The sequence below is a fragment of the Burkholderia sp. SR8 genome (genome assembly GCF_052851275.1).
Genome location: NZ_JAULUC010000014.1, coordinates 147,015 through 165,741, shown reverse-complemented (window position 1 = coordinate 165,741; position 18,727 = coordinate 147,015). Strand labels below are relative to the sequence as shown.

At 66.9% G+C, this 18,727-nt stretch carries 19 protein-coding genes and 1 tRNA gene; 12 read left to right on the top strand and 8 right to left on the bottom strand.

The window, feature by feature from the left end; translation table 11 throughout:
• Positions 1-60: 60 nt before the first annotated feature.
• On the bottom strand, positions 61-1,167 hold the full coding sequence (gene mutY / locus Q3A80_RS19360; protein ID WP_446330518.1) for an A/G-specific adenine glycosylase: 1,107 nt from the start codon (positions 1,165-1,167) through the stop codon (positions 61-63).
• A 36-nt stretch (positions 1,168-1,203) separates the two neighbouring features.
• A complete protein-coding gene (gene mutM / locus Q3A80_RS19355) occupies positions 1,204-2,031 on the bottom strand; it encodes a bifunctional DNA-formamidopyrimidine glycosylase/DNA-(apurinic or apyrimidinic site) lyase (protein WP_446330517.1) in 828 nt (275 codons plus the stop codon).
• An 86-nt stretch (positions 2,032-2,117) separates the two neighbouring features.
• Between mutM and Q3A80_RS19350 the strand changes: the two genes are divergently transcribed.
• From Q3A80_RS19350 to hisC, 8 genes are all read left to right on the top strand, one after another.
• Complete coding sequence (locus tag Q3A80_RS19350) at positions 2,118-3,941, top strand: tetratricopeptide repeat protein (protein ID WP_446330516.1); 1,824 nt, start codon at positions 2,118-2,120, stop codon at positions 3,939-3,941.
• Complete coding sequence (lolB, locus tag Q3A80_RS19345) at positions 3,941-4,561, top strand: lipoprotein insertase outer membrane protein LolB (protein WP_446330515.1); 621 nt, start codon at positions 3,941-3,943, stop codon at positions 4,559-4,561. The genes Q3A80_RS19350 and lolB overlap by 1 nt, the downstream gene beginning before the upstream one ends.
• Positions 4,562-4,588: 27 nt before the next feature.
• Entirely contained in the window at positions 4,589-5,470 is an 882-nt protein-coding gene (gene ispE, locus Q3A80_RS19340; RefSeq protein ID WP_446330514.1) for a 4-(cytidine 5'-diphospho)-2-C-methyl-D-erythritol kinase, read from the top strand.
• Between the two features lie 53 nt (positions 5,471-5,523).
• Positions 5,524-5,600: transfer RNA gene (locus Q3A80_RS19335), tRNA-Gln, on the top strand.
• A 44-nt stretch (positions 5,601-5,644) separates the two neighbouring features.
• Positions 5,645-6,607, top strand: a complete 963-nt coding sequence (locus tag Q3A80_RS19330) for a ribose-phosphate pyrophosphokinase (RefSeq protein WP_446330513.1) — start codon at positions 5,645-5,647, stop codon at positions 6,605-6,607.
• Positions 6,608-6,769: 162 nt separating this feature from the next.
• Entirely contained in the window at positions 6,770-7,378 is a 609-nt protein-coding gene (locus Q3A80_RS19325; RefSeq protein ID WP_446330512.1) for a 50S ribosomal protein L25/general stress protein Ctc, read from the top strand.
• 119 nt (positions 7,379-7,497) lie between these two features.
• Positions 7,498-8,097, top strand: coding sequence for an aminoacyl-tRNA hydrolase (gene pth / locus Q3A80_RS19320; protein WP_006753283.1), 600 nt, complete (start codon positions 7,498-7,500; stop codon positions 8,095-8,097).
• 129 nt (positions 8,098-8,226) lie between these two features.
• Entirely contained in the window at positions 8,227-9,294 is a 1,068-nt protein-coding gene (gene hisC / locus Q3A80_RS19315) for a histidinol-phosphate transaminase (protein WP_446330511.1), read from the top strand.
• Between the two features lie 114 nt (positions 9,295-9,408).
• On the opposite strand, the gene Q3A80_RS19310 is transcribed toward hisC, so the two are convergent.
• The 3 genes from Q3A80_RS19310 to rsmD form a co-directional block, all read right to left on the bottom strand.
• Positions 9,409-9,675, bottom strand: coding sequence for a YfhL family 4Fe-4S dicluster ferredoxin (locus Q3A80_RS19310; RefSeq protein ID WP_151066206.1), 267 nt, complete (start codon positions 9,673-9,675; stop codon positions 9,409-9,411).
• 59 nt (positions 9,676-9,734) lie between these two features.
• Complete coding sequence (gene coaD / locus Q3A80_RS19305; protein ID WP_006398238.1) at positions 9,735-10,232, bottom strand: pantetheine-phosphate adenylyltransferase; 498 nt, start codon at positions 10,230-10,232, stop codon at positions 9,735-9,737.
• Between the two features lie 111 nt (positions 10,233-10,343).
• Positions 10,344-10,958, bottom strand: a complete 615-nt coding sequence (gene rsmD / locus Q3A80_RS19300; RefSeq protein WP_446330510.1) for a 16S rRNA (guanine(966)-N(2))-methyltransferase RsmD — start codon at positions 10,956-10,958, stop codon at positions 10,344-10,346.
• A 202-nt stretch (positions 10,959-11,160) separates the two neighbouring features.
• Here rsmD and ftsY point away from each other — a divergent pair, with 202 nt between their 5' ends.
• Positions 11,161-12,318 carry a signal recognition particle-docking protein FtsY gene (gene ftsY / locus Q3A80_RS19295; protein WP_446330509.1) on the top strand — a complete coding sequence of 386 codons (1,158 nt, stop codon included), beginning with the start codon at positions 11,161-11,163 and terminating at the stop codon, positions 12,316-12,318.
• 93 nt (positions 12,319-12,411) lie between these two features.
• Here the strand turns inward: ftsY and maiA are convergent, their stop codons facing one another.
• The gene (maiA, locus tag Q3A80_RS19290) at positions 12,412-13,056 is read right to left on the bottom strand and encodes a maleylacetoacetate isomerase (protein ID WP_446330508.1); all 645 of its coding nucleotides are present in this window, start codon (positions 13,054-13,056) and stop codon (positions 12,412-12,414) included.
• 208 nt (positions 13,057-13,264) lie between these two features.
• Between maiA and ybiB the strand changes: the two genes are divergently transcribed.
• A complete protein-coding gene (gene ybiB / locus Q3A80_RS19285) occupies positions 13,265-14,239 on the top strand; it encodes a DNA-binding protein YbiB (RefSeq protein WP_446330507.1) in 975 nt (324 codons plus the stop codon).
• Between the two features lie 389 nt (positions 14,240-14,628).
• Complete coding sequence (gene leuA, locus Q3A80_RS19280) at positions 14,629-16,275, top strand: 2-isopropylmalate synthase (RefSeq protein WP_446330506.1); 1,647 nt, start codon at positions 14,629-14,631, stop codon at positions 16,273-16,275.
• Between the two features lie 152 nt (positions 16,276-16,427).
• Here the strand turns inward: leuA and Q3A80_RS19275 are convergent, their stop codons facing one another.
• Positions 16,428-16,811, bottom strand: coding sequence for a nuclear transport factor 2 family protein (locus Q3A80_RS19275; protein WP_446330505.1), 384 nt, complete (start codon positions 16,809-16,811; stop codon positions 16,428-16,430).
• Positions 16,812-16,856: 45 nt separating this feature from the next.
• Complete coding sequence (locus Q3A80_RS19270; RefSeq protein ID WP_446330504.1) at positions 16,857-17,426, bottom strand: acyloxyacyl hydrolase; 570 nt, start codon at positions 17,424-17,426, stop codon at positions 16,857-16,859.
• Between the two features lie 360 nt (positions 17,427-17,786).
• Here Q3A80_RS19270 and rpoH point away from each other — a divergent pair, with 360 nt between their 5' ends.
• A complete protein-coding gene (gene rpoH / locus Q3A80_RS19265; protein WP_446330503.1) occupies positions 17,787-18,722 on the top strand; it encodes an RNA polymerase sigma factor RpoH in 936 nt (311 codons plus the stop codon).
• The last annotated feature ends 5 nt before the right edge of the window (positions 18,723-18,727 follow it).

Genomic DNA, 18,727 nt, shown 5'->3' with positions numbered 1-18,727 from the left:
CACCGTGGGGCGGCGCTGCGTGCGTGAGCGCACGCCGCTCACCGCACCCGTCCCGTTTCGTTACAGCAGCGGCCCGCTCAGCGCATCGAGCAGCTTGCGCACGGGGGCCGGCACGCCATACGCATCGAGCGCGGCGAGCGGCACCCACGCCGTTTCGGCATCCTGCGCCTGCGCGTGCGACGGCCCGCCGTTCGTCCGGTCGCTCAGCCGCGGCTCGATCTCGAGCCGGAAATGCGTGAACGTATGCGTAAACGGTGCGAGCGGCACCGGGCCGCCGCCGCCGAAGCCGCGCGCGAGTTCGGCCAGCGCGGCATCGCCGTCGGCTTGCGGCAGGCACCACAGCCCGCCCCAGATGCCGGCGGGCGGACGCCGCTCGAGCAGCACCGCGTCGCCGTCGCGCAGCACCAGCATCCAGGTCTTGCGCGTCGGCACGGCCTTCTTCGGCCGCGCGGCCGGCAGTTCGCGCTGCCGGCCCGTCGATTGCGCGACGCAGTCGCCCGCGAACGGGCAACGCGCACAATCCGGCTTGCCGCGCACGCAGAGCGTCGCGCCGAGATCCATCAGCCCCTGCGTATAGGCGCTCACGTCGGCCGCGTTCGCCGCATCCGGCAGCAGCGATTCGGCCAGCGCCCACATGTCGTTCTCGACCCGCTTCTCGCCCGGAAAACCCTCGACGCCGAATACGCGCGCGAGCACGCGTTTCACGTTGCCGTCGAGGATGGTCGCGCGTGCACCGTACGCGAACGACGCGATCGCGGCGGCCGTCGAGCGGCCGATGCCGGGCAGCTCGGCGAGCGCGTCCGGTGTCGACGGGAACACGCCGCCATGCTCGGCGGCGACGACCTGCGCGCAGCGATGCAGGTTGCGTGCGCGCGAGTAATAGCCGAGGCCGGCCCACAGCGCCATCACGTCGTCGGCCGGCGCGGCTGCGAGCGCGGCGACGTCGGGAAAGCGCTCGAGAAAGCGCGCGTAATACGGGATGACGGTCGAGACCTGCGTCTGCTGCAACATGATCTCCGACAGCCAGATCCGGTACGGATCGCGGGTGTTCTGCCACGGCAGGTCGTGGCGGCCGTGCTCGCGCTGCCACGCGATCAGGCGCGTGGCGAACGTGCGGTGCAGCGGCGTGACGGGAAACGGAGCGGGTGCGATGCGGGGCGGCTTCAAGTGTTCGAATCGTTGGAAAAGGTTACAGCGCGGGGTTCAACGCTGGCAGGTCGGGCAGAAATAGGTCGAGCGCTGACCCTGCACGATCTGGCGGATCGGCGTGCCGCACACGCGGCAAGGCAGCCCCGCGCGGTCGTAGACGAAGCAGTCGAGCTGGAAATAGCCGCTTTCGCCGTTGCTGCCGACGAAATCGCGCAGCGTGCTGCCGCCGCGCTCGATCGCATCGGCGAGCGTCGCGCGCACGGCCTCGGCCAGCCGCTCGTAGCGCGGCAGCGATACCTTGCCGGCGGCGGTCGTCGGCCGGATGCCGGCGCGAAACAGGCTCTCCGATGCATAGATGTTGCCGACACCGACGACCATGTCGCCGGCGAGCAGCGCCTGCTTGACCGACACCGTGCGGCCGCGCGTGCGCGCGTGCAGCAGTGCGCCGGTGAACGTCGGCGAGAACGGCTCGACGCCGAGGCTCGCGAGCAGCGGATGCGCATGCACGTCGCCGGCTTCGCGCGGGTGCCACAGCACGGCACCGAAACGGCGCGGATCGCGGAACCGCAGCACGAACTCGTCGAAGATCCAGTCGATGTGATCGTGTTTCGCGGCGACCGGCACGCCGGCCGCGGGCAGCACGCGCAGCGTGCCCGTCATCCCGAGGTGGACGATGAACCAGCCCGCGTCGACCTCGAACAGCAGGTACTTGCCGCGACGCTCGACGGCGAGCACCTCGCGTGCGCGCAGTTGCTCCGCGAGCCCGGCCGGCACGGGCCAGCGCAGCATCGCGGTACGGACGTCGACACGCTCGACGCGGCGGCCCGCGACAAAGGGCTCGATGCCCCGGCGCGTGACTTCGACTTCTGGCAACTCTGGCATGTTTTGCGGGTCTGAGGCGAGATTCTTGATCGTGCGTGTATTGTAGCGAGCGCGTTACAATCGGTTGAAACATCGAACGGATTTCCATGACCCTGCCCTCGAAGATGCTTCTGAAGCGCCCCGCCGCCGCATGCGGCGCGCGTGCCTTCCCGGTCCGCCGTGCGCTCGGCGCCGCGCTGTTCGCCGCCTGGACCCTCACCGCCCTCCCGGCTCACGCGCAGGGTCCGGCATCGGACGACGCGGAGCCGCAGGGCGCGTTCGAGCACGTGATGCCGGACGAGAAAAAGGATCTCCCGGGCGTCCCGCTGACGAGCCAGATCGTCTATCAGGTGCTCGCTGCGGAGGTCGCGCTCCAGCGCAATCAGCCGGCACCGGCGTACCAGACCTATCTCGCGCTGGCCCGCGACACGCGCGATCCGCGCATGGCGCAGCGCGCGACCGAGATCGCGCTCGGCGCGCAAAGCCCGGCCGACGCGCTGTCGGCAGCCAATCTGTGGCGCCAGTACGCACCCGATTCGAACCGCGCGTCGCAAGTCGACGCCGCGCTGCTCGTGCTCGCCGGCAAGCCGGCCGACGCGCAACCGATGCTCGCGCGCGAGCTGGCCCGCGCGACCGGCGAAACGCGCGGGCCCGCGATCCTCGCGCTGCAGGCGCTGCTGGTGCGCGGCTCCGACCGCGTCGGCGGCCTCGCGGTGCTGAAGGACATGCTGAAGAACGACATGAACCGCCCCGAGGCGCACCTCGCGATCGCGCGGCAGCAGCTCGCGGTGGACGACAAGGAAGGCGCCGCGCAGTCGTTGAAGCAGGCGCTGCAGATCCGCCCCGACTACCTGCCCGCAGCGCTGATGCTGTCGCAGATGGGCCCCGCGGAGCGCGCGGCCGGCATCGTGTCGTTCGAGAAATATGTTCAGCAGAATCCGAAGTCGCGCGACGCGCGGCTCGCGCTGTCGCAGCTCTATCTCGCCGACGATCGCCTCGACGACGCGCAGAAGCAGTTCGAGACGATGCGCAAGCTCGACGCGAAGGATCCGACACCGCTGATGGCGCTCGCGCTGATCAAGATCCAGCAGAAGAAGCTCGACGATGCGAGCGCGTACCTGAAGCAGTACGTGCAGCTCGGCGACAAGCAGCCGAACCTCGACGTCGGCCAGGGCTACATCTACCTCGCGCAGATCGCGATCGAGCAGGGCAACGACGCGCAGGCATCGCAGTGGCTCGACAAGGTCGACCAGACGAGCCAGCACTACCTGCCCGCGCAGATCACGCGTGCGCAGCTGCTGCAGAAACAGGGCAAGACCGACGAGGCGCGCAAGGTGCTCGACAACCTGCCGATCAGCGATCCGCGCGATGCGGCCGTGGTCGCGCGCACGGATGCGTCGATCCTGTTTACCGCGAAGCGCTATCCGGAAGCGGAGGCGCGGCTCGGGCAGGCGGTCGAGGACTTCCCGGACGATCCGGACCTGCGCTACGACTACGCGATGGCGGCCGAAAAAACGGGCCACTACGCGACGATGGAAAAGCAGCTGCGCGAGCTGATCCGCACGCAGCCCGACAACCCGCAGGCGTACAACGCGCTCGGCTATTCGCTCGCCGATCGCAACCAGCGCCTGCCGGAGGCCAGCAAGCTGATCGACAAGGCGCTGTCGCTCGCGCCGAACGACGCGTACATCATGGACAGCCTCGGCTGGGTGAAGTACCGGATGGGCGACACGGCCGGCGCGGCGAAGGTGCTGCGGCACGCGTACGAACTGCAGCCGAACGCCGAAATCGGCGCGCACCTCGGCGAGGTGCTGTGGAAGAGCGGCGCGCAGGACGATGCGCGCAACGCGTGGCGTGCCGCGCAGAAGCTCGAGCCCGACAACGAAACGCTCGTGCAGACGCTCAAGCGCTTGCAGATCAACGGCCTCTGATGCGGATGTTCCCGATGCTTTCCCTGTCTTCCCGCGCGCAGCGCACGCTGGCCGCGGCCGGCGCAGCGCTCGCGCTCGCCGGTTGCGCGAGCACGCCGCCGTCCGCGAATGCGCCGGCGGGCGCCGTGCTGCAGACGGCCGCGTCGCATGCATATCACGGCCGCTTCGCGGTGCAGTACAACGACCGCCTCGGCCGGCAGCAGAACGTGTACGGCAACTTCGACTGGCAGGAGCACGGCGACGACGTGTCGCTCGAACTGCGCAGTCCGCTCGGGCAGACGCTCGCGGTCGTCAAATCGACGCCGCAGGCCGCGTCGCTCGAACTGCCGAACCGCCAGCCGCAATACGCGACGGACGTCGGCGAACTGATGCAGAACACGCTCGGCTTCTCGCTGCCGCTGGCCGGCCTGCGCTACTGGCTGCTGCCGACGCCGGCGCCCGCGACGCCCGCGCAGACGGTGCGCGACCCCGCCGATGCCACGCGCGTGAAGCAGATCCGCCAGGACGGCTGGACGATCGACTACCTCGCCTACGCGGACGCGCCGGCCAGCGGCGTGAAGCGCGTCAACCTCGTGCGCGCGACCCCGCCGCTCGACATCAAGCTCGTGCTCGACCAGTAAGCACGCGAACCTAGCCCCGACATACGCATGACCGATTCGACCCGCTCGCTGCGCAACTGCCTCGCGCCCGCGAAACTCAACCTGTTCCTGCACATCACCGGCCGCCGCCCGAACGGCTATCACGATCTGCAGAGCGTGTTCCAGCTGCTGAACTGGGGCGACACGCTGCACTTCACGCTGCGCGACGACGGGCGCGTCGCACGCGTCACCGACGTGCCGGGCGTGCCCGAGGCAAGCGATCTCGTCGTGCGCGCGGCCAACCTGCTGAAAGCGCATACGGGCACCGCGGCCGGCGTCGACATCGAGATCGACAAGTGCCTGCCGATGGGCGCGGGCCTCGGCGGCGGCAGCTCCGATGCGGCCACGACGCTGCTCGCGCTGAACCGCCTGTGGCAACTCGACCTGCCGCGCGCGGAACTGCAGTCGCTCGCAGTAAAACTCGGCGCCGACGTTCCGTTTTTTGTTTTTGGAAAAAATGCGTTCGCAGAGGGTATCGGGGAAGAATTAGCTGAGGTACAATTGCCGACTCGCTGGTTCCTGGTTGTGACGCCGCGAGTTCATGTCCCCACCGCTGAAATTTTTTCAGACGAGTTGTTGACAAGGGACACGAAGCCAGTCACAATTGCTGACTTTCTTGCACAGCGAAACAGCGACGCGGGATGGCCAGACAGTTTCGGCCGGAACGATATGCAGCAAGTTGTGACAAGTAAGTACGCGGAAGTTGCGCAGGTGGTCAAATGGTTGTATAATGTGACCCCCGCGAGGATGACCGGCTCCGGAGCTAGCGTGTTTGCAGCGTTTCACAGCAAGCACGAGGCAGAAGCGGCGAAAGCCAAGCTGCCCACCGGTTGGAACGGTGCAGTTGCCGAGAGTCTGAACGAGCATCCGCTCTTCGCTTTCGCGTCATGAAGTTTTGCTTTGCCGGATGGCCTACGAGTCCGGTGAAGTTATCAGTTAAGTGTAGGGGAGTCGCCAAGTTGGTCAAGGCACCGGATTTTGATTCCGGCATGCGAGGGTTCGAGTCCTTCCTCCCCTGCCAAAAATTTTCCCGCATTTCCCGCCTAAGCCTGAAGCAGGTGCACGATGAGCAGCCACAGCCATGATGGCTTGATGGTCTTTACTGGCAACGCGAATCCCGCGCTGGCCCAGGAAGTCGTCAATATCCTTGGAATCCCCCTCGGCAAAGCAATGGTCAGCCGTTTCTCCGACGGCGAGATCCAGGTCGAGATCCAGGAAAACGTGCGCGGCAAGGACGTCTTCGTCCTGCAATCCACGTGCGCGCCGACGAACGACAACCTGATGGAACTGATGATCATGGTCGACGCGCTCAAGCGTGCGTCCGCCGGCCGGATCACCGCTGCCATCCCCTACTTCGGCTATGCCCGCCAGGACCGTCGCCCGCGCTCGGCGCGCGTCGCGATCTCGGCGAAGGTCATCGCGAACATGCTGGAAATCGCCGGCGTCGAGCGGATCATCACGATGGATCTGCACGCCGACCAGATTCAAGGCTTCTTCGACATCCCGGTCGACAACATCTACGCAACGCCGATCCTGCTGGGCGACCTGCGCAAGCAGAACTACTCGGATCTGCTCGTCGTGTCGCCGGACGTCGGCGGCGTGGTTCGTGCCCGGGCACTCGCGAAGCAGCTGAACTGCGATCTCGCGATCATCGACAAGCGTCGCCCGAAGGCGAACGTCGCCGAAGTGATGAACATCATCGGTGAAGTCGATGGCCGCACCTGCGTGATCATGGACGACATGGTCGATACGGCCGGCACGCTGTGCAAGGCCGCGCAAGTACTGAAGGATCGTGGCGCGAAGCAGGTGTTCGCGTATGCGACGCACCCGGTGCTGTCGGGCGGCGCCGCCGAGCGTATCGCCGCATCGGCACTCGACGAGCTGGTCGTCACCGATACGATCCCGCTGTCGGCCGAATCGCTGGGCTGCTCGAAGATCCGCTCGCTGACGAGCGCGAGCCTGCTGGCAGAAACGTTCTCGCGGATCCGCCGCGGCGACTCGGTGATGTCGCTGTTCGCGGAATCCTGATCGCGGAACGACACGCTTTAGCATGCGCAGAAAGCGAAGCGGCAACGCTTCGCTTTTTGCACAATCGGACGGGATAGACGAAACCCCGTCCGTTTCATCGGGGGCCGCCATTTCGCCGGCCCCGTTTTACTGCCTGGTCGCGGGCAGCAAATGGAGAATCACATGAAAGTCGTCGCTTTCGAGCGCCAACAGCAAGGTACGGGTGCGAGCCGCCGCCTGCGCAACGCCGGTAAGACCACGGGTATCGTCTACGGTGGCGAAGCAGCCCCGCAAAAGATCGAACTGGATCACAACGCGCTGTGGCACGCACTGAAGAAGGAAGCCTTCCACTCGTCGATCCTCGACCTGGAAATCGCTGGCCAGTCGCAACAGGTTCTGCTGCGCGACGTGCAATACCACCCGTTCAAGCAACTCGTGCTGCACGTTGACTTCCAGCGCGTCGACGCGAAGAAGAAGCTGCACACGAAGGTGCCGCTGCACTTCCTGAACGCCGAAATCAGCCCGGCAGTGAAGCTGTCGAGCGCGATCGTCTCGCACGTCGCGACGGAAATCGAAGTCGAGTGCCTGCCGTCGGCCCTGCCGGAATTCCTCGAAGTCGATCTGTCGAAGATCGAAGCAGGTCAGTCGCTGCACGCGAAGGACATCGCACTGCCGAAGGGCGTGATGCTGGTCGCGCACGTCGACGCGGAAAACCCGGTTGTCGCATCGGCGACGGTCCCGGCTGGCGCCGTGTCGGACGCAGCAGGCGAAGGCGAAACGCCGGCTGCCTAAGCGGCTGCCTGCACGCCATTCGATCCGTTTCACGAAACGGTCGACCCAACCCGCCGCGGCTTGCCCGGCGGGTTTTTCTTTTTCTGCGCCCAGGCGGCCGCTGCCGCCTACGAAACGTCATGATCAAACTGATCGTCGGCCTCGGCAATCCCGGGGCGGAATACACCGCGACGCGTCACAACGCCGGCTTCTGGCTGATCGACCAGCTCGCCCGCGAAGCCGGCGCGACGCTGCGCGACGAGCGCCGCTTCCACGGCTTCTACGCGAAAGCCCGGCTGCACGGCGAGGAAGTCCATCTGCTCGAGCCGCAGACCTACATGAATCGCTCCGGCCAGTCGGTCGTCGCGCTCGCGAGCTTCTTCAAGATCCTGCCCGACCAGATCCTCGTCGCGCATGACGAGCTCGACCTGCCGCCCGGCACCGTGAAGCTGAAGCTCGGCGGCGGCAGCGGCGGCCACAACGGCCTGAAGGACATCTCCGCGCACCTGTCGTCGCAACAGTACTGGCGGCTGCGCATCGGCATCGGCCACCCGCGCGACCTGATTCCGGAAGGCGCGCGCGCCGGCGCGAAACCGGACGTCGCGAATTTCGTGCTGAAGCCGCCGCGCCGCGAGGAGCAGGACGTGATCGACGCATCGATCGAACGCGCGCTCGCCGTGATGCCGATGGTCGTCAAGGGCGAACTCGACCGCGCGACGATGCAGCTGCATCGCAACTGACGCGCGCTGCACCGGCGCGGTGCAGCTTGCCGTCCGCGCGCGGCGCGCGGGGGCGCCGTCCCGCGCAATTGCGCACTGCAACGCGCACATGCGGTAATCTGATCGTTTTTGCCCGTCAGGAGCCAAGCGGTGAGCCGTTACTGGAGCGACGTCGTTCAGCAACTCGTGCCTTACGTGCCGGGCGAACAGCCCGCGCTCGCACACCCCGTCAAGCTGAACACCAACGAGAATCCCTATCCGCCGTCGCCGCGCGTCGTCGCGGCGATCGCCCGCGAACTCGGCGATACCGGCGACACGCTGCGCCGCTATCCCGACCCGCTCGCGCGTGCACTGCGCGAGACGGTCGCGGCCCATCACCGGATCAAGCCCGAGCAGGTCTTCGTCGGCAACGGCTCCGACGAGGTGCTCGCGCACGCGTTCCAGGCACTGCTCAAGCATGACCGGCCGCTGCGCTTTCCCGACATCTCGTACAGCTTCTACCCGACCTACGCGCGCCTGTACGGCGTCGAGACCACGATCGTGCCGCTCGCGGACGATTTCTCGATCCGCGTCGAAGACTATCTCGACGATGCCGGCGGCGTGCTGTTCCCGAACCCGAATGCGCCGACCGGGCGCGCGCTGCCGCTCGCGGACATCGAGCAGATCGCGGCCGCGAACCCGTCGTCGGTCGTGCTGATCGATGAAGCGTACGTCGATTTCGGCGCGCAATCGGCGATCACGCTGATCGACCGCCATCCGAACCTGCTCGTCGTGCACACGACGTCGAAGGCGCGCTCGCTCGCGGGCATGCGCGTCGGCTTCGCGTTCGGCGATGCGGCGTTGATCGATGCGCTCAATCGCGTGAAGGACAGCTTCAACTCGTACCCGCTCGACCGGCTCGCGCAGGCTGCCGCGCAGGCTGCGTACGAAGACGACGACTATTTTCACGCGACCTGCCGCCGCGTGATCGACAGCCGGGCGCGCCTCACGCAAGCGCTGGAGGCGCTCGGCTTCGACGTCGTGCCGTCGGCCGCGAATTTCGTGTTCGCGCGCCATCCCGCGCACGATGCGGGCGCGATCGCGGCGAAGCTGAAAGATCGGGAAATTTTCGTACGGCACTTCCGCGCGCCGCGCATCGACCAGCACTTGCGCATCACCGTCGGCACCGACACCGAATGCGACGCGCTCGTCGCGGCATTGCGCGACCTGCTCGGTTGAAACGCCGGCGAAAGCGGCAACCGAAGCTGAAGCTGAAGTTGAAGCAGAACCGGCGCCGGGCGGCGCCGGCCGGGGAAACCGCGACGTCGTGACGCGCGCGGCGTCAGCGCAGGATCACTGCGCGTCGTCGCCCTTCGCGGCGATCAACGCGTGATACTTCTCCATCAACTGCGCGTGCGATTCGTCATGCTGCGGATCGCGCGGAATGCATTCGACCGGGCACACCTGCTGGCACTGCGGTTCGTCGAAATGACCGACGCATTCGGTGCATTTCTTCGGGTCGATCACGTAGATATCCGGGCCCATCGAAATCGCGCCGTTCGGGCACTCGGGCTCGCACACGTCGCAATTGATGCACTCGTCGGTAATCATCAAAGACATACTGATCTCACTTCTTCAGGCCGGCGGCCGGCTTCGGATCGAAACCGGCCGGCGCCGCGTCACGCGGCCGGGCCTCCCATCGCAGCGACTTTCTCGGTCAGCCACTTCTCGACGGACGGGAACACGAACTTGCTGACATCGCCGCCCAACTGCGCGATTTCGCGCACGATCGTCCCCGAGATGAACTGGTACTGATCGGACGGCGTCATGAACATCGTTTCGACGTCGGGCAGCAGATAGCGGTTCATCCCCGCCATCTGGAACTCATATTCGAAATCGGAAACGGCGCGCAGGCCGCGCACGATCACGCGCGCGTTGTTGGTGCGGACGAAGTCCTTCAGGAGGCCCTTGAAGCCCATCACCTTCACGTTCGGATAATGGCCGAGCACCTCGTTCGCAATCTTCAGACGTTCTTCCAGCGAGAAGAACGGCTTCTTCGCGCGGCTGTCGGCGACGCCGACCACCAGCGTATCAAAAATGCTGGACGCACGCCGCACGAGGTCTTCGTGCCCGCGCGTCAGCGGATCGAACGTACCGGGATACACGGCGACTACCATGTCGCTCCTCCTGTCATCACGCAATCGGGGTGGCAGCCGTGCGACGCGCACGCCGCTGCCGAGATGGGCGTGCGTCGCCTTTGCGGCGCGCCGCCTCGTATGGAACGCGCATTATTCATCATTTTCGCGCCGCAGCAAATGATAGTGAACCGCACCGGCCTTGCCGTGCTTCACGACCTGCCAGCCGGCGAGTGCTGCGTGCGCGGCGGGTTCGAGCTCGGCTCCGGTCTCGACGTACAGCGCGCCGTCCGGCGCGACGAGCGGCGCCGCGAGCGCGAGCGCGCGATCGAGCACGGCCGGCTCGCCGAACGGCGGATCGAGGAACACGACGTCGAACGCGCCCGGCGTCAGCCCGGCCGCGAGCCGCAGCGCGTCGGCTTCCGCGACTTCGACCGAGCGCGCGCCGAGCTTGTCCTTGATCGCGCGCAGCTGCTGCGCGGCGCGCGGATGGCGCTCGACCATCACGACGCTCGTCGCGCCGCGCGACGCGGCTTCGAAACCGAGCGCGCCGGTGCCGGCGAACAGGTCGAGGCAGCGCCGGCCATCGAGATCCTGGCCGAGCCAGTTGAACAGCGTCTCGCGCACGCGATCGGGGGTCGGGCGCAGGCCGTCGAGATCGAGCACGGCGAGCGGCGTGCGTTTCCATTCACCGCCGATGATGCGGATCGTGTGCGGCTTGCCGCGGCTGGCGGAGGCCGCCGGGCGGCCGGAAGAGGAACGGGACATACGGAATATCGACGACGGAGGGACCGGGCGCGCACGAGGGCGCACCGCCAAACAGGCGCACGTTACCACAGCGGCGGCACCGGCTGACGCGAGTGCCGCGCCGCACTGATAAAATGCACGGTTTCGGCCGCCGTGCGCACACGCGGCGGCCCCTCCGGCGCTCCGCCCTCGCGGCGCCCCGCCCTCTTCCCGACGTCAGACCATGTTCAGCTTCTTCAAACGATTCAAGAAAACGCAGGAGTCCGACTCCGCGGAATCGCAATCGGCCGACGCGCAGCAACCGGACGCGCCGTCCGACGCGCCCGTTGCCGAGCCGCAGGCGGCCGCTGCCCCGCAAGCGCCCGCGCAACCGCAACCGGCCGCGTCGGCCGTCGTGATGACGGTCACGCCGGCCAACGACGGCACCGACGACGTCGTCGAAGCGGTCGAGATCGTGCCGCCGCCGACGCAGGACGCATCGGCGAAGAAATCGTGGCTCGCGCGCCTGAAGACGGGGCTCGCGAAGACGGGCTCGAGCATCACCGGCGTGTTCGTCAACACGAAGATCGACGAGGATCTGTATGAAGAACTCGAGGCCGCGCTGCTGATGTCCGATGCCGGCGTCGACGCGACCGAGTACCTGCTCGGCGCGCTGCGCGAGAAGGTGCGCACGGGCCGGCTGACCGATCCGCAACAGGTGAAGGATGCGCTGCACGACCTGCTCGTCGAACTGCTGAAACCGCTCGAGAAGTCGCTGATGCTCGGCCGCGCGCAGCCGCTCGTGATGATGATCACCGGCGTGAACGGCGCGGGCAAGACCACCAGCATCGGCAAGCTCGCGAAGCATCTGCAGAGCTTCGACCAGTCGGTGCTGCTGGCCGCGGGCGACACGTTCCGCGCGGCCGCGCGCGAGCAGCTGGCGGTCTGGGGCGAGCGCAACAACGTGACGGTGGTCCAGCAGGAAAGCGGCGACCCGGCCGCGGTGATCTTCGATGCGGTCAGCGCCGCGCGCGCGCGCAAGATCGACGTGATGATGGCCGACACGGCCGGCCGTCTGCCGACGCAGCTGCATCTGATGGAAGAGCTGAAGAAGGTGAAGCGCGTGATCTCGAAGGCGCACGACGGCGCGCCGCACGAGGTGCTGCTCGTGATCGACGCGAACACGGGACAGAACGCGCTCACGCAGGTGAAGGCGTTCGACGATGCGCTGGGCCTCACCGGCCTGATCGTCACGAAGCTCGACGGCACCGCGAAGGGCGGGATCCTCGCCGCGATCGCGCGGCAGCGCCCGGTGCCGGTCTACTTCATCGGCGTCGGCGAGAAGGTCGAGGACCTGCAGCCGTTCAGCGCGGTGGAATTCGCGGACGCGCTGCTCGGCTGAACGCCGGCCCGCATCGGTCAGGGCGCCTTCGGGCGCCCTTTTTCATGCACGGCGCGGCCGCATACCCGCGGGCGGCGGCTCACAGCCGCATCGTCACTCGGCGTCGGGCTGCGCGCCGGGCTCGGCGGCCTTGAACGCATCGAGCGTCGACGCATGATCGGCGATCCGCTGGATCGTCGGAAAGCGCGTCGTGTCGATCGAGAAGCGGTTCGCGTTGAACACCTGCGGCACGATGCAGATATCGGCGAGCGTCGGCGTGTCGCCGAAGCAGAGCTTGCCGGTGCGCGGATCGTTCGCGAGGCGCGTTTCCAGCGACGCGAAGCCCGCCTCGATCCAGTGCCGGTACCATTCGTTCTTCGCTTCTTCCGGCACCTTCAGCGTGTGCTTCAGGTACTTCAGCACGCGCAGGTTGTTCAGCGGATGAATCTCGCACGCAACCTGCAGCGCAATCGCCCGCACGTATGCGCGATCGACCGGGTCCTTCGGCAGCAGCGCCGGCTCGGGGTGCGTTTCCTCCAGATATTCGATGATCGCGAGCGATTGCTGCAGCGTCGCGTCGCCGTCGACGAGCGTCGGCACGACCGCATCGGGATTCACCGCGCGGTATGCATCCTTCAGTTGCTCGCCGCCGTCGCGCAGCATGTGCACCGGGATCGTGTCGAACGGCAGCTGCTTCAGGTTCAGGGCGATCCGCACGCGGTACGACGCGGAACTGCGGAAATAGCTGTAGAGCTTCATGGGCGTCTCTCGTAGTGGTATTCAGCCGGCGGCACGGGTACGCGGGATCCGTGGCACACGCGCGGCACCGCCGGGAACCCGAGTTTAGCGCGCGGCGCCGCGTCGGCGCACGCGGCCGCGCGCTTGGGCGAGCCGCGCCCGTGCGATACTCGGGGCATTTCCGACCGCTGACCGCGCGGCCCGATGCCGGCCGCCGCCCCACGCTCCGATGACCGCTCCCCACGATTCCGCAGCTTCGCCGTTCCCTTGCGCCCGCTTCATCAAGGAAATCGGCCGCGGCCCGCATGGCGCGCGCGCGCTGTCCGCCGACGACACGTTCGAGCTCTATCGCGCGATGCTCGACGCACGCGTGTCGGACGTCGAACTCGGCGCGATCCTGATCGCCTATCGCCTGAAGGGCGAAAGCGCCGACGAACTGGCCGCGATGCTCGCCGCCGCGCAGGCGTCGTTCGAACCCGTGCACGTGCAGGATGCCGCGTTCCGCCCGGTATCGATTCCGAGCTACAACGGCGCGCGCAAGCAGCCGAATCTGGTGCCGCTGCTCGCGCTGCTGCTCGCGCGCGAAGGCGTGCCGGTGCTCGTGCACGGCATCGAACGCGATCCGGGCCGCGTGACGAGCGCGGAAATCTTCTCCGCGCTGTCGATCGCACCGTCGACGTCGCACGACGCGATCGAGGACACGCTCGCCGAGCGCCGCGTCGCGTTCGCGCCGATCGACGCGCTCGCGCCGCGCATCGCGCGCCTGCTGGCGCTGCGCGGCGTGCTCGGCGTGCGCAACTCCACGCACACGCTCGTGAAGATCCTGCAGCCGTTCGCGCCGGCCGGGCTGCGGCTCGTCAACTACACGCATCCGCCTTATCGCGACAGCCTCGCGGAACTGTTCCGCGACCATCCGGACGCCGCGCTCGGCGGCGCGCTGCTCGCGCGCGGCACCGAAGGCGAAGCGGTGGCCGACACGCGGCGCCAGGTGCAGGTCGACTGGCTGCACGACGGCATGTGCGACACGCTGATCGAGGCCGAGCGCTCGTCGAGCGACGCGCCGCCCGTCGCGCTGCCCGAATCGCGCGACGCGGCCACCACGGCCGCATGGACGGACGCCGTGCTGCGCGGCGAGATCCCGGTGCCGGACACGCTCGCGCGCCAGGTCGACACGATCGTGCGGATCGTCCGGATTGCGGCGTGAAGCCGCGCGGGCCGGCCGTCGGTCACGCCGGCCTTCCAGCTGACCATTTGACACGCGCCCGCATCCTGGCATAGAGTTGTCGCCATGCGTTCCTTTCCGAACCCCCTCCGAATTACCTCCGGCCGCCTAGCGCGGTCGCTATCGCTACGACTAGCCTAAGGCTGTCTTAGCGCCGTGTGCTGTCCGCACGGTCCCTCCAGCAGTTCCTCGCAGCACCCTTCTCGCAGTTTTTACAACCCGAAGTCGTCAGCCTTCGTCCGTCTATCCGTCGGCCGATTCGCGAAGATCATCCGCATCCGCAGCGCTTCCCGCGCCGCGGTGCGAGGCAGCGCCAACCGTCGCCCTTGCCGCCCGTCTTCGCTCGCGACTTGAGACCCGAGGTCCAGAAGATGAAGCGCAACCCGCAAGACAAATACCGTCCGTTCGAGCCCGTCCGCATCAACGGCCGCCGCTGGCCCACCCGCACCATCGAGCGGGCGCCTGTCTGGATGAGCACCGACCTGCGCGACGGCAACCAGTCGCTGATCGAGCCGATGAGCATCGAGCAGAAGCTGGAATTCTTCGACATGCTGGTCGCGATCGGTTTCAAGGAGATCGAAGTCGGTTTTCCGTCGGCGTCGCAAACCGACTTCGATTTCGTCCGCAAGCTCATCGACGACAAGCGGATTCCCGACGACGTGACGATCGAAGTGCTCGTGCAGTCGCGCGACGACCTGATCGCCCGCACCTTTGACGCGCTCGAAGGCGTGCCGCGCGCGATCGTGCACCTGTACAACGCGATCTGCCCGTCGTTCCGGCGCATCGTGTTCGGGATGTCGAAGGACGACGTGAAGGCGCTCGCGGTGAACGGCACGCGGATGATCAAGGAACACGCGGCGGCCCGCCCGGACACGCACTGGACCTACCAGTACTCGCCGGAAACCTTCAGCATGACCGAGCTCACGTTCGCGCGCGAGGTGTGCGACGCGGTCGCGCAGATGTGGCGGCCGACGCGCGATCGCAAGATGATCGTCAACCTGCCGGCGACCGTCGAAGCAGCGAGCCCGAACGTGTTCGCCGACCAGATCGAATGGATGGACCGCAACCTCGCGTATCGCGACAGCATCGTGCTGTCCGTGCATCCGCACAACGATCGCGGCACCGCGGTCGCGGCCGCCGAACTCGCGCTGCTCGCCGGCGCCGACCGGATCGAGGGCTGCCTGTTCGGCAACGGCGAGCGCACCGGCAACGTCGATCTCGTGACGCTCGCGCTGAATCTCTATACGCAAGGCATCGATCCTGGCCTCGACTTCTCGGACATCGACGCGGTGCGCCGCGTGGTCGAGCGCTGCAACCAGATCCCCGTGCATCCGCGCCATCCGTACGCGGGCGATCTCGTGTTCACCGCATTCTCCGGTTCGCATCAGGACGCGATCCGCAAGGGCCTCGCGCAGCAGCGCCCGGACGCGGTGTGGGAAGTGCCGTACCTGCCGATCGACCCGGCCGACCTCGGCCGCAGCTATGACGCGGTGATCCGCGTGAACAGCCAGTCCGGCAAGGGCGGCGCGACGTTCCTGCTCGAACGCGGGATGGGCTTCACGCCGACGCGGCGCGTGCAGATCGAGTTCAGCCACGCGGTGCAGACGCTCGCCGACGCATCGGGCGAGGAAGTGACCGGCGACGCGATCTGCGCGCTGTTCGCGCGCGAATTCTTCGAGGCCGACGGTCCGGCCGCGCGCCACGGCGACGGTGCGCGCTGGCAGAACCGCGACGTCGCGGGTGCGGCGCCGGCCGGCGCGACGCCTGAAGACGCGGTACAACGCGCGGCCGCGGCGTTCTCGGCGGCAGCCGGCACGACGATCGACGTCGCGTCGTGCGAGCACGCGCGCACGACGGATGGCCGGATCGCGGTATCGGTCGGCTGCCGGGTCGGCGATGCGCCGCTGCGGCACGGTGTCGGGGTCCACGACGATCCGGCGAGCGCCGCGCTCGATGCGGTCGTCAGCGCGATCAACCGTTCGGCGTGGCATTGCGCGGACCGCCGCGCGGCGGCCTGACCGGCGGGTTTCGCTTCAGGCTTCAACAGGTTTCGAATGTCAGCGAGCGGTGCGTGACCACCCGTGCGCCGCGCGATCCGCGCCGCACGGGCCAGCAAAAAGCGGCCCAGGAGGCCGCTTCGATGGGACATGAAAACGGGCGCCACGCGCGCTCATGTCTCGGTCGCGCACCGCGTCGCCTGCCATGCGAGCAGCCGCCACTGCCCCTGTTCGTGCGTGTGCACGGCGGTATAGGCGATCGGAAACACGAGGCCGCCGTTGTTCGTTTCCATCTCGATCAACGCGCGCCCGGTGACGACGCAGGTTGCGTCGCCGACGGGCAGCAGGTCCTGCGACTGGATCTCGATCTGGCGATAGCGGCGGCGGCCGGCCACGATGGCGTCGATGAACTGCTGCTTGGATTCGCGTTTGCCGTTGGTGTGCACGAAGAACACCTTGTCCGACAATTGCGCGTCGAGCGCCTCGCCGTCCCCGTCGACCATCGCCCGGAACCGATCGCGCTCGAGTGCGCGAATCGCATCGACCACCTTCGTCATCGCCTGACTCCTCGGCAACGCGCCCGCCGTGCGCCGGCGTGCGGATCAGAAGTTGTACTGCACGTAGAACTGGTGGAAATTTATACCAGGATTCGGCTCTTTGATACCCGCGTTAGACACATGTTGAAAACGGTAACCGACCTGATACTGTTGCCGTTCTCCGAACTGCGCGCCGACGCCGACGACGTCTGCGAACTGGAACGAGGTCGACAGCGACAGATTGTTCGAGATCGTCGGATGCGTGAGGAACCGGATGCCGGCGCCGGCTTCGACGAACGGGCGCACCTGGCCCGCGCTCTTGATGAAACGGAACATCGGCGTCGCGCCGAATTCGCCGATGTTGGCGTGCACGTTGCCGCCGGTGTGCCAGTAGCCGACATGGCCCTCCATCACGAACGCGAAGTGCCAGCCGCCGATTTCCCACCAGTTCCAGCCCGGATCCCACACGACGCCGACATCGGCCTTGTCGATCCCGTGGCGATCGGAAAACCCGCCGCCCGCCTGGATCCCCCACCGATCCGCGAACGCGGCGCCCGATCCGCCGAGCAGCGACGCCGCCAGCAGCGCATGCGCCGCAAGCCGGCTACCGCGCCGGCGATTCTTCTTATTGTTCATCTGACACTCCAACTTTGTGGGTTGAATGGAGCCTTGCCGCAGCGGCCGGGCCCGAGCGAACTGAATGGTATGGTAAAGGACTTTTCGGATCGGCATCACGAAGCGAAATTGTTTGCTTCCAAAACTACAAAAATCGAAATCGTCTACTGATTACTATCAGAAACAACCACTTACGGAACTTCGTGCCAGCTGCCTGGTCGCAAATTAGACTATCGACTCCACCAGTTCGATAGAAAAGCGGGAACTTGGATGCCCCCGTGGCCTCTAAGGAATTAGCACTCGGATTGCTGGAGTGCTAAGATGGGCCCCGGAATCTCATCCGAGACCAAGGGTTTGTCCCTGATTCCAAAGGAGTTTTTAGTGAGCCACGCCCCGACCCTTCCGAATACCCTGAGCCCGACGCCGGCCAAGGCCGAATCGGCAGGCTCGCTGGCGCTCGCAACCCAAGCGATGTTGCCGGGCCAGCTTGGCAACATCGATGCGTACATCCAGGCCGTCAACCGGATCCCGCTCCTGACCGCCGAAGAGGAACGCCAGTACGCGACCGAATTCCGCGAAAACAACAACCTCGACTCGGCCCGCCGCCTCGTGCTGTCGCACCTGCGGCTCGTCGTGTCGATCGCACGCAACTATCTCGGCTACGGCCTGCCGCACGGCGACCTGATCCAGGAAGGCAACATCGGCCTGATGAAGGCGGTAAAGCGTTTCGACCCGGCGCAAAACGTGCGCCTGGTGTCGTACGCGATCCACTGGATCAAGGCCGAGATCCACGAGTACATCCTGCGCAACTGGCGGATGGTGAAGGTCGCGACGACAAAGGCGCAGCGCAAGCTGTTCTTCAACCTGCGCAGCCACAAGAAGAGCATGCAGGCGATGACGCCCGAGGAAATCGACGGCCTCGCGCAGGAGCTCAACGTCAAGCGCGAGGAAGTCACCGAGATGGAAACGCGCCTGTCGGGCGGCGACATCGCGCTCGAAGGGCAAGTCGAGGACGGCGAGGAATCGTACGCGCCGATCGCGTATCTGGCCGATTCGCACAACGAGCCGACCGCCGTGCTGGCCGCGCGCCAGCGCGACATGCTGCAGACGGACGGCATCGCGCAGGCGCTCGACGCGCTCGACGCCCGCAGCCGCCGGATCATCGAGGCGCGCTGGCTGAACGTCGACGACGACGGCTCGGGCGGCTCGACGCTGCACGATCTCGCTGCCGAATTCGGTGTGTCGGCGGAACGCATCCGCCAGATCGAAGCGAGCGCGATGAAGAAGATGCGCACCGCACTCGCCGAATACGCATAAGCTCG

Excerpts from the sequence above, each read along its gene's own strand:
- Q3A80_RS19310 (WP_151066206.1), bottom strand. The coding sequence starts at position 9,675 with ATGTCTTTGATGATTACCGACGAGTGCATCAATTGCGACGTGTGCGAG.
- ybiB (WP_446330507.1), top strand. The coding sequence starts at position 13,265 with ATGACCGCTCCCCACGATTCCGCAGCTTCGCCGTTCCCTTGCGCCCGC.
- Q3A80_RS19350 (WP_446330516.1), top strand. The coding sequence starts at position 2,118 with ATGACCCTGCCCTCGAAGATGCTTCTGAAGCGCCCCGCCGCCGCATGC.
- pth (WP_006753283.1), top strand. The coding sequence starts at position 7,498 with ATGATCAAACTGATCGTCGGCCTCGGCAATCCCGGGGCGGAATACACC.
- rsmD (WP_446330510.1), bottom strand. The coding sequence starts at position 10,958 with ATGTCCCGTTCCTCTTCCGGCCGCCCGGCGGCCTCCGCCAGCCGCGGC.
- Q3A80_RS19270 (WP_446330504.1), bottom strand. The coding sequence starts at position 17,426 with ATGAACAATAAGAAGAATCGCCGGCGCGGTAGCCGGCTTGCGGCGCAT.
- ftsY (WP_446330509.1), top strand. The coding sequence starts at position 11,161 with ATGTTCAGCTTCTTCAAACGATTCAAGAAAACGCAGGAGTCCGACTCC.
- ispE (WP_446330514.1), top strand. The coding sequence starts at position 4,589 with ATGACCGATTCGACCCGCTCGCTGCGCAACTGCCTCGCGCCCGCGAAA.
- Q3A80_RS19330 (WP_446330513.1), top strand. The coding sequence starts at position 5,645 with ATGAGCAGCCACAGCCATGATGGCTTGATGGTCTTTACTGGCAACGCG.
- Q3A80_RS19275 (WP_446330505.1), bottom strand. The coding sequence starts at position 16,811 with ATGACGAAGGTGGTCGATGCGATTCGCGCACTCGAGCGCGATCGGTTC.
- mutM (WP_446330517.1), bottom strand. The coding sequence starts at position 2,031 with ATGCCAGAGTTGCCAGAAGTCGAAGTCACGCGCCGGGGCATCGAGCCC.
- Q3A80_RS19325 (WP_446330512.1), top strand. The coding sequence starts at position 6,770 with ATGAAAGTCGTCGCTTTCGAGCGCCAACAGCAAGGTACGGGTGCGAGC.
- leuA (WP_446330506.1), top strand. The coding sequence starts at position 14,629 with ATGAAGCGCAACCCGCAAGACAAATACCGTCCGTTCGAGCCCGTCCGC.
- lolB (WP_446330515.1), top strand. The coding sequence starts at position 3,941 with ATGCGGATGTTCCCGATGCTTTCCCTGTCTTCCCGCGCGCAGCGCACG.
- maiA (WP_446330508.1), bottom strand. The coding sequence starts at position 13,056 with ATGAAGCTCTACAGCTATTTCCGCAGTTCCGCGTCGTACCGCGTGCGG.
- coaD (WP_006398238.1), bottom strand. The coding sequence starts at position 10,232 with ATGGTAGTCGCCGTGTATCCCGGTACGTTCGATCCGCTGACGCGCGGG.